The 5,798-nt window shown below is 44.9% G+C and carries 6 protein-coding genes; all 6 read right to left on the bottom strand.

Annotated elements, in window-relative coordinates; all coding sequences use genetic code 11:
- Window positions 1–12 precede the first annotated feature (12 nt).
- The 6 genes from A3756_RS06390 to A3756_RS06370 all read right to left on the bottom strand — a co-directional run bounded on the left by A3756_RS06390 (window position 13) and on the right by A3756_RS06370 (window position 5,741).
- The gene (locus A3756_RS06390) at window positions 13–927 is read right to left on the bottom strand and encodes a DMT family transporter (protein WP_068507487.1); all 915 of its coding nucleotides are present in this window, start codon (window positions 925–927) and stop codon (window positions 13–15) included.
- 114 nt (window positions 928–1,041) lie between these two features.
- Entirely contained in the window at window positions 1,042–1,197 is a 156-nt protein-coding gene (locus tag A3756_RS26565; protein WP_156490323.1) for a hypothetical protein, read from the bottom strand.
- Between the two features lie 31 nt (window positions 1,198–1,228).
- Complete coding sequence (locus tag A3756_RS06385) at window positions 1,229–1,804, bottom strand: hypothetical protein (protein WP_068507490.1); 576 nt, start codon at window positions 1,802–1,804, stop codon at window positions 1,229–1,231.
- 176 nt (window positions 1,805–1,980) lie between these two features.
- The gene (locus A3756_RS06380; protein ID WP_068507492.1) at window positions 1,981–2,985 is read right to left on the bottom strand and encodes an XdhC family protein; all 1,005 of its coding nucleotides are present in this window, start codon (window positions 2,983–2,985) and stop codon (window positions 1,981–1,983) included.
- Between the two features lies 1 nt (window position 2,986).
- Window positions 2,987–5,239, bottom strand: coding sequence for a molybdopterin cofactor-binding domain-containing protein (locus A3756_RS06375; RefSeq protein ID WP_082865120.1), 2,253 nt, complete (start codon window positions 5,237–5,239; stop codon window positions 2,987–2,989).
- Between the two features lie 10 nt (window positions 5,240–5,249).
- A complete protein-coding gene (locus A3756_RS06370; RefSeq protein ID WP_068507497.1) occupies window positions 5,250–5,741 on the bottom strand; it encodes a (2Fe-2S)-binding protein in 492 nt (163 codons plus the stop codon).
- Window positions 5,742–5,798: the final 57 nt, after the last annotated feature.

The raw sequence follows: 5,798 nt of genomic DNA, 5'->3' as shown, positions 1-5,798 counted from the left end.
CCGGTGCCTCATTCAGCCCGCAACTTCAACAGACTCACTATTTTTATGCTTATCAAGCTTACGCTCTGAAGCGCTCCAGTAATAAAGAACTAACCCTGAAAGGATACACGCGGTACCGATTAGCATTACTTCGCTAATGTGTTCACCATTAAAAAAGGCACCCAAAGCCAAAGCAAAAACAGGTGTCATCAGAGTCACCATTGCAACAGCCGTTGCACCCAGCTCTTTAATAATAAAAAAGTAACATGCAAAGCCCAATAGTGAGCCGGCTATCGCTAGATACAAAACAGACCATGGCGAACGTGTTCCCCAATCAAGGTACGGAAGCTGACCATCCATCACAAACCATGCTGCAATAAATAGCGGCACCGATAGTAATAAAGTGCCTACCGTAATGCTTAATGGGTGTGCCTTAAACTTCTGCTTTTCAACTAACACGCCACCAAGACTATATAAGCTGACAGCTAACAAAAGCAATAATAAGCCAAACCAGCCTTTGTCCATCACCACCCAGTCATCTTTAAAGATCAGCAAAAGCCCAGAAAAAGATATACCAAAAGCAAACCAGCGTGCGCGAGTAAACTTAGCAGAGCCAATCAACACATGTGATAACAAGTTAGATATCACTGGAGATAGTGCATAAATCACCGAAATAATGCCCGAAGGTACGTATGCCGCCGCTATGTAAGTGCACAGCATGGCCAGAAAAACGCCAAGCAAAGAAGCGGCATAAACTTTAATAGCTCGCGCTGTCCACGAGAGTTTAATCTTAAAAAGGCGTAAGATCGCATAGCCGATAGCGGCCGCTAACAACATTCGCAGCGTAATTGCACTAATGGGCGTTATCGTTTCACTGCTCCACTGAATAGCTAAGGGAGTAGTCGACCAGATTATTATAATGGTGGCATACGCCACGGGCACAGACATGCTATATCCTCTTTTAATAGTTAGTTTAATTAAAGAAAATACAGCGATATAAGGTGGGTGAAACGATAAGTCACTGCATTTTCTTGCTGTGACTTGAAAGGCTTATAAAACAGACTACTTCTTCAGAAACACAGCGAGCATTGCCATACGGGCGCGCACACACCATCGCATGCTGGCAACCTTGCCTAAACCACGAATAGCGATTAAGGCATAGGCACAAAGCATGAGATCTTTCATTGCAGGTGCTGTGTTTTGATTAATAGTAGTCATAAGCCAATACTGGAGGGCTTTTAGCTTATTGTCAACGCTTAGAGTTCGAGTCGTTATAAATAGTTTCCCAGCGAGGTGTAGACTCAGCAACATAAGAACCAGTAAACTCGGTCTGTAAGCCTCCACGAGTGTTATACCACCTGATGGCAGTAAAATGAGGTTGCGGACCTATGTCCATCCAATGCTTAACTTTTTTTGGAATAATCAATAAATCTCCAGCCCCACATTGAAGTATATGTATCTTTTCCTGAACATGGATATATACGAGTACTGCCCCCTCAATAAAGAAGCGCGCTTCATCTTCGTTGTGCGTATGCTCAGAAATGTACTGACTACGCAATACCACGCCATGAACATCGTCTTCATGAATACGAGCGATATCTGCATATAAATAATTATGCTCACGCTTTACATTCTCAACCAGCTCTTCGTAAAGCTTAAGCAGCTGGTCTCCAGTTGGGCTCGTATTGGGCAGCATTGTGAGAATGTCGTGCTGAGCAAAATAAATTCCATCTTCGGCTAGCTCTGCTACTTGAATAGCATGATCGTCCGAAACTTTTAGCGGTGCTCGCAAATTAAATTGATTATAAAGAGCTAATTGGCTCACCTATGAATCCCTGATACCAATAATAAATTAAGACTGGAAATTAACTGAGCTAAGTCTGGCAAATATTGACTCACTTTAAAATGAGATTAAGCACAGCAAATTAAGAAATAACATTATTTAACTTTTGATTTGTAAGCCCAGGTAACAGCAGTTTCATTTGATTACATATATGCTACTCATCCTGAACAAAGGCGCCGTGAGTCAATCATTTTTGCGGAAACTTTGTTCCTTTCCTGAATTAATTGCGCAGCGATAGATACAGCGATCTCAGCAGGTAGCTTACTGCCAATCGGAAATCCAATTGGCGCATTTAGCCTTGCTAATTCTTCAGAAGCGAAACCGAGGGTGCGCAGCCGCTGCAAACGCTTGCTGGTAGTATTTTGAGACCCCATTGCGCCGACCAGAAAGCATCGGCTATGCAAACCCGCCATCACCGCAAGATCATCAACTCTTGGGTCGTGAGCCAAAGCCAGCACAGCAGAATAGGAATCAGAAAATCGCTCTTTTATCAGATCATCTGGTAAGCAAAGATGCAGCGGAGTATCCCAGCTTTTAGCATCGTGCCTATCAACCACGTTACTACGCGCATCGCAGAGCTCAACATGGAAATCGATCGCCTTTAAAATATTCAAGAGATTCCTTGCAACCTCACCCACACCTACGATTAGTACTTGATAGATCGGGCCGAGCACATGAGTGAAGCGAGCATTATCGAGACTAACCTTATCGATGTCATGCGCTTCCTTATGATTCATGACTCTAATATCTGCTTGACCAGTATCTAAACAAACTTCACGCTTAAGCCATTTCCTGGAATCAAGCGTAGATATAATTTTTGAGATGTATGAAAGGTGAGTGTTGTCCAAGGCCTCTATGAGCAGAGACATTGTACCGCCACAAGGCAGCATATAACGCTGCGCATCATCAGGGTGATCACCAAAGACTTTGATAAAGGGGTATTGGGTATTTCCAAGGCTTAGGTGTTCAACTAGAGCGTCTTCAATACAACCACCTGACAAAGAACCTACTTGCATACCTAAACTTGAGTTATAGGCAAACAGACTACCGGGCGGACGAGGGGAAGCTCCCCATGTTGTAACAACCGTTACCAAAAAGACCTTTTCGTCACGAGCTAGCCACTCTTTAATCGAATTCAATACATGCTTGTTTTGTTCATACATATTAACTTAGCTTAAAAGGCATAGAGTTAAATCGCTTACCCGTAGCTTTATACAAAGCAGAAGCGATTGCTGGTGCAATCGGTGGCAAGCCAGGCTCGCCCACACCGCTTGGCGAGTCGTCTGACGGGACAATATAAGTTTTAATATCTGGAGATTCATTCATCCTCATCAAAGGATAGTCATGAAAATTACTTTGCATAACCTCACCTTCAGCAAAAGTAATCTCTCCATAGAGTGCGGCAGTCGCACCAAATATAATTCCGCTTTCCATCTGCATTGTAACGATATCAGGGTTTACAACCATGCCGCAATCTACGGCACAATGCACCGTCAGAAGCTTAACTTGTCCATATTCAACTTTAAGTTCAACTAGTTGCGCAACATAAGAGCCGAAAGACTTATGCACAGCGATACCTTGGTGGACATCTTTAGGCAGCGTACGCCCCCACCCACCTTTTTCTGCAACCAGGTTCAACACTTTAAGTAGTCGCGGTGAATTACCTAAATACTGTTTGCGGAACTGATATGCATCTAGTCCAGCTGACTGAGCTAACTGATCAATTGCACTCTCCACAACGAAAGCGTTAAATGAGTGGCCAACTGAACGCCAGTAGCTTATCGGTACGCCAGCATCGGCCTTGATATGCTTAACACTGATATTTGGTATCGTATAAGGAAAGTCGGCAGCACCTTCATAAGGCGAAGTATCAGCTGGAGTGATTGGCGTTCCCTCGGTCATTAGCCCGGCATGCCCCAGCATTGGGTACATAAACTCAGGCGCCCAAGGAAACATAGCTGGTGAAGCGTCCCATACATACCAATCCATAATCTTGGGCACGACAATTTGATGCTCCCAGGCGACAGGTAGGCCTTTAGTGTCGAGCGCAGCCCGAACCTTGTGCAAACTTGCTGGTCGAAATAAATCGTGCTTGATATCTTCTTCTCTGGACCAAACCAGTTTAATTGTCAGTCCGGTTTTTTCCGCAACCTCAGCAGCCTCGGCAATATAATCTTGACTTAAGCGTCTACCGAAGCCACCCCCTAGAAACTGGTTATGAATAGTTACATTGTCCAGATCGATATTGGTCGCTTTTGCGACTGCAACTTGTGCTACGTCAGGGGCTTGAGTTCCAGCCCATACTTCCGCCTTCCCCTTGCTAACCCTTGCAACGGCATTCATTGGCTCCATGGTGGCGTGAGCAAGAAAAGGCGCTGTAAACTCAAACTCTTCTATATGGCCATCAGCCTCGAGAAGCTCCGCTGTATCGCCGTCTTGACGAATAGATTTGCCGGAATCATTTGCAAGCTTATCCAGATATAGGTTGCTGATTGCATCACTAGTTTCAACACTCTCTTCACTAAATGCCCACTGCGCCTCTAGTACTTTTGATGCTTTCCTTGCTTGCCAATAGGAGTTTGCGACGACAGCTATACCACGGGAAACCTCAAGAACCGAGACAACACCTTTCTGCTGAAGAGCGACTTCGATATTCGCAGACTTAAGTTTGCCCCCATATTTCGGAGCCCGCTCTACAACGCAGTATTTAAGATCCTGCAATTCAACATCGATTCCATAAGCGCTTTCCCCTTTTACCTTTGCAGCTGCATCAAGTCGAGCGTCGAATTTCCCTATGTACTTGAATTGAGCCGGTTCTTTTACCTTTATTTCCTGCGGTAAATCTTGCTGAGAAGCTAGTTTAGCCAAAGCACCAAAACTCACTTTTTTGCCGGTAGACTTAACGCTGACATAAGCATTACGGCACTCTAAGTTATCTTGTGGTAACGCAAATGCTTCTGACGCTGCTTGTAGCAATAAAGTCCGTACAGCAGCCCCTGCCTCGCGAATCTGGCTCCAACTGCTTGAAAGACTGTTACTACCCCCGGTTAGCTGCAAGCCATAATCCGGGTTGCGATAAGCTGCGTTTGCCCCGGCAAAAACAACCTGAATAGTATCTGGTGAGGTATCTAGCTCTTCAGCCAGCAGCGTTGTAATACCCGTGTAAGTGCCCTGACCCATCTCTACTCTATCTAAAGTGAAGATCACAGAGTTATCTGGCCGTATCTCGAGCCAGGCATTAGCCAACCAGCTACCAGTATTTGATAGTTCATTGTTTCTTAGCGTACTGCAGCCTGGCAATGTTATCGCCACGCTAAGGCCGCCAGCAGCGCCTAAACCAACTTTAAGAAAATCCCTACGATTTATCGCTGTATCAGGTAAAAGCTCTTTAGATTTGTTCATGAGATTAGAATGCATTATGAGCGCTTCATACCTTTGCTTTGTAGGATAGATCGGCAGCAATTTGCTGTGATGCAACAGTGTCTTTAATGGCAGCCTTGATTCGGGAATAAGTACCGCAGCGACAAAGGTTACCGGACATCGCATTGTCAATATCTTCATCACTAGGGTTTGCATTAGCTTTCAAGAGCGAGGCTGCGGACATAAGCTGTCCAGGCTGACAATAACCACATTGCGGTACGTTATGTTTAATCCAGCTTTCTTGTAGCGGGTGCAACTGACCATCTTTACTGGCCAATCCTTCAATGGTAGAGATATTTTGGCCTTCCACTGACGAAACAGGGGTAATGCAAGAGCGAATGGCGACACCATTAAGATGAACAGTACACGCTCCACACAAACCCGCACCACAACCAAACTTGGTGCCCTTTAGACCAACCTCATCACGAATCACCCAAAGGAGTGGCGTATCTGGCTCGACGTCGATTGATATGGGCGCGCCATTAATCTTGAGTTTCATTCTGCCTCCTAGCTAGAAAGCTTTGTCTGGCCAAAGCTATAGATAGTTTTTATAGAA

This window comes from Oleiphilus sp. HI0086 (assembly GCF_001635225.1).
The sequence above is the reverse complement of the archived record's forward strand: the minus strand, read 5'-3'. Positions and strand labels throughout refer to the sequence as shown.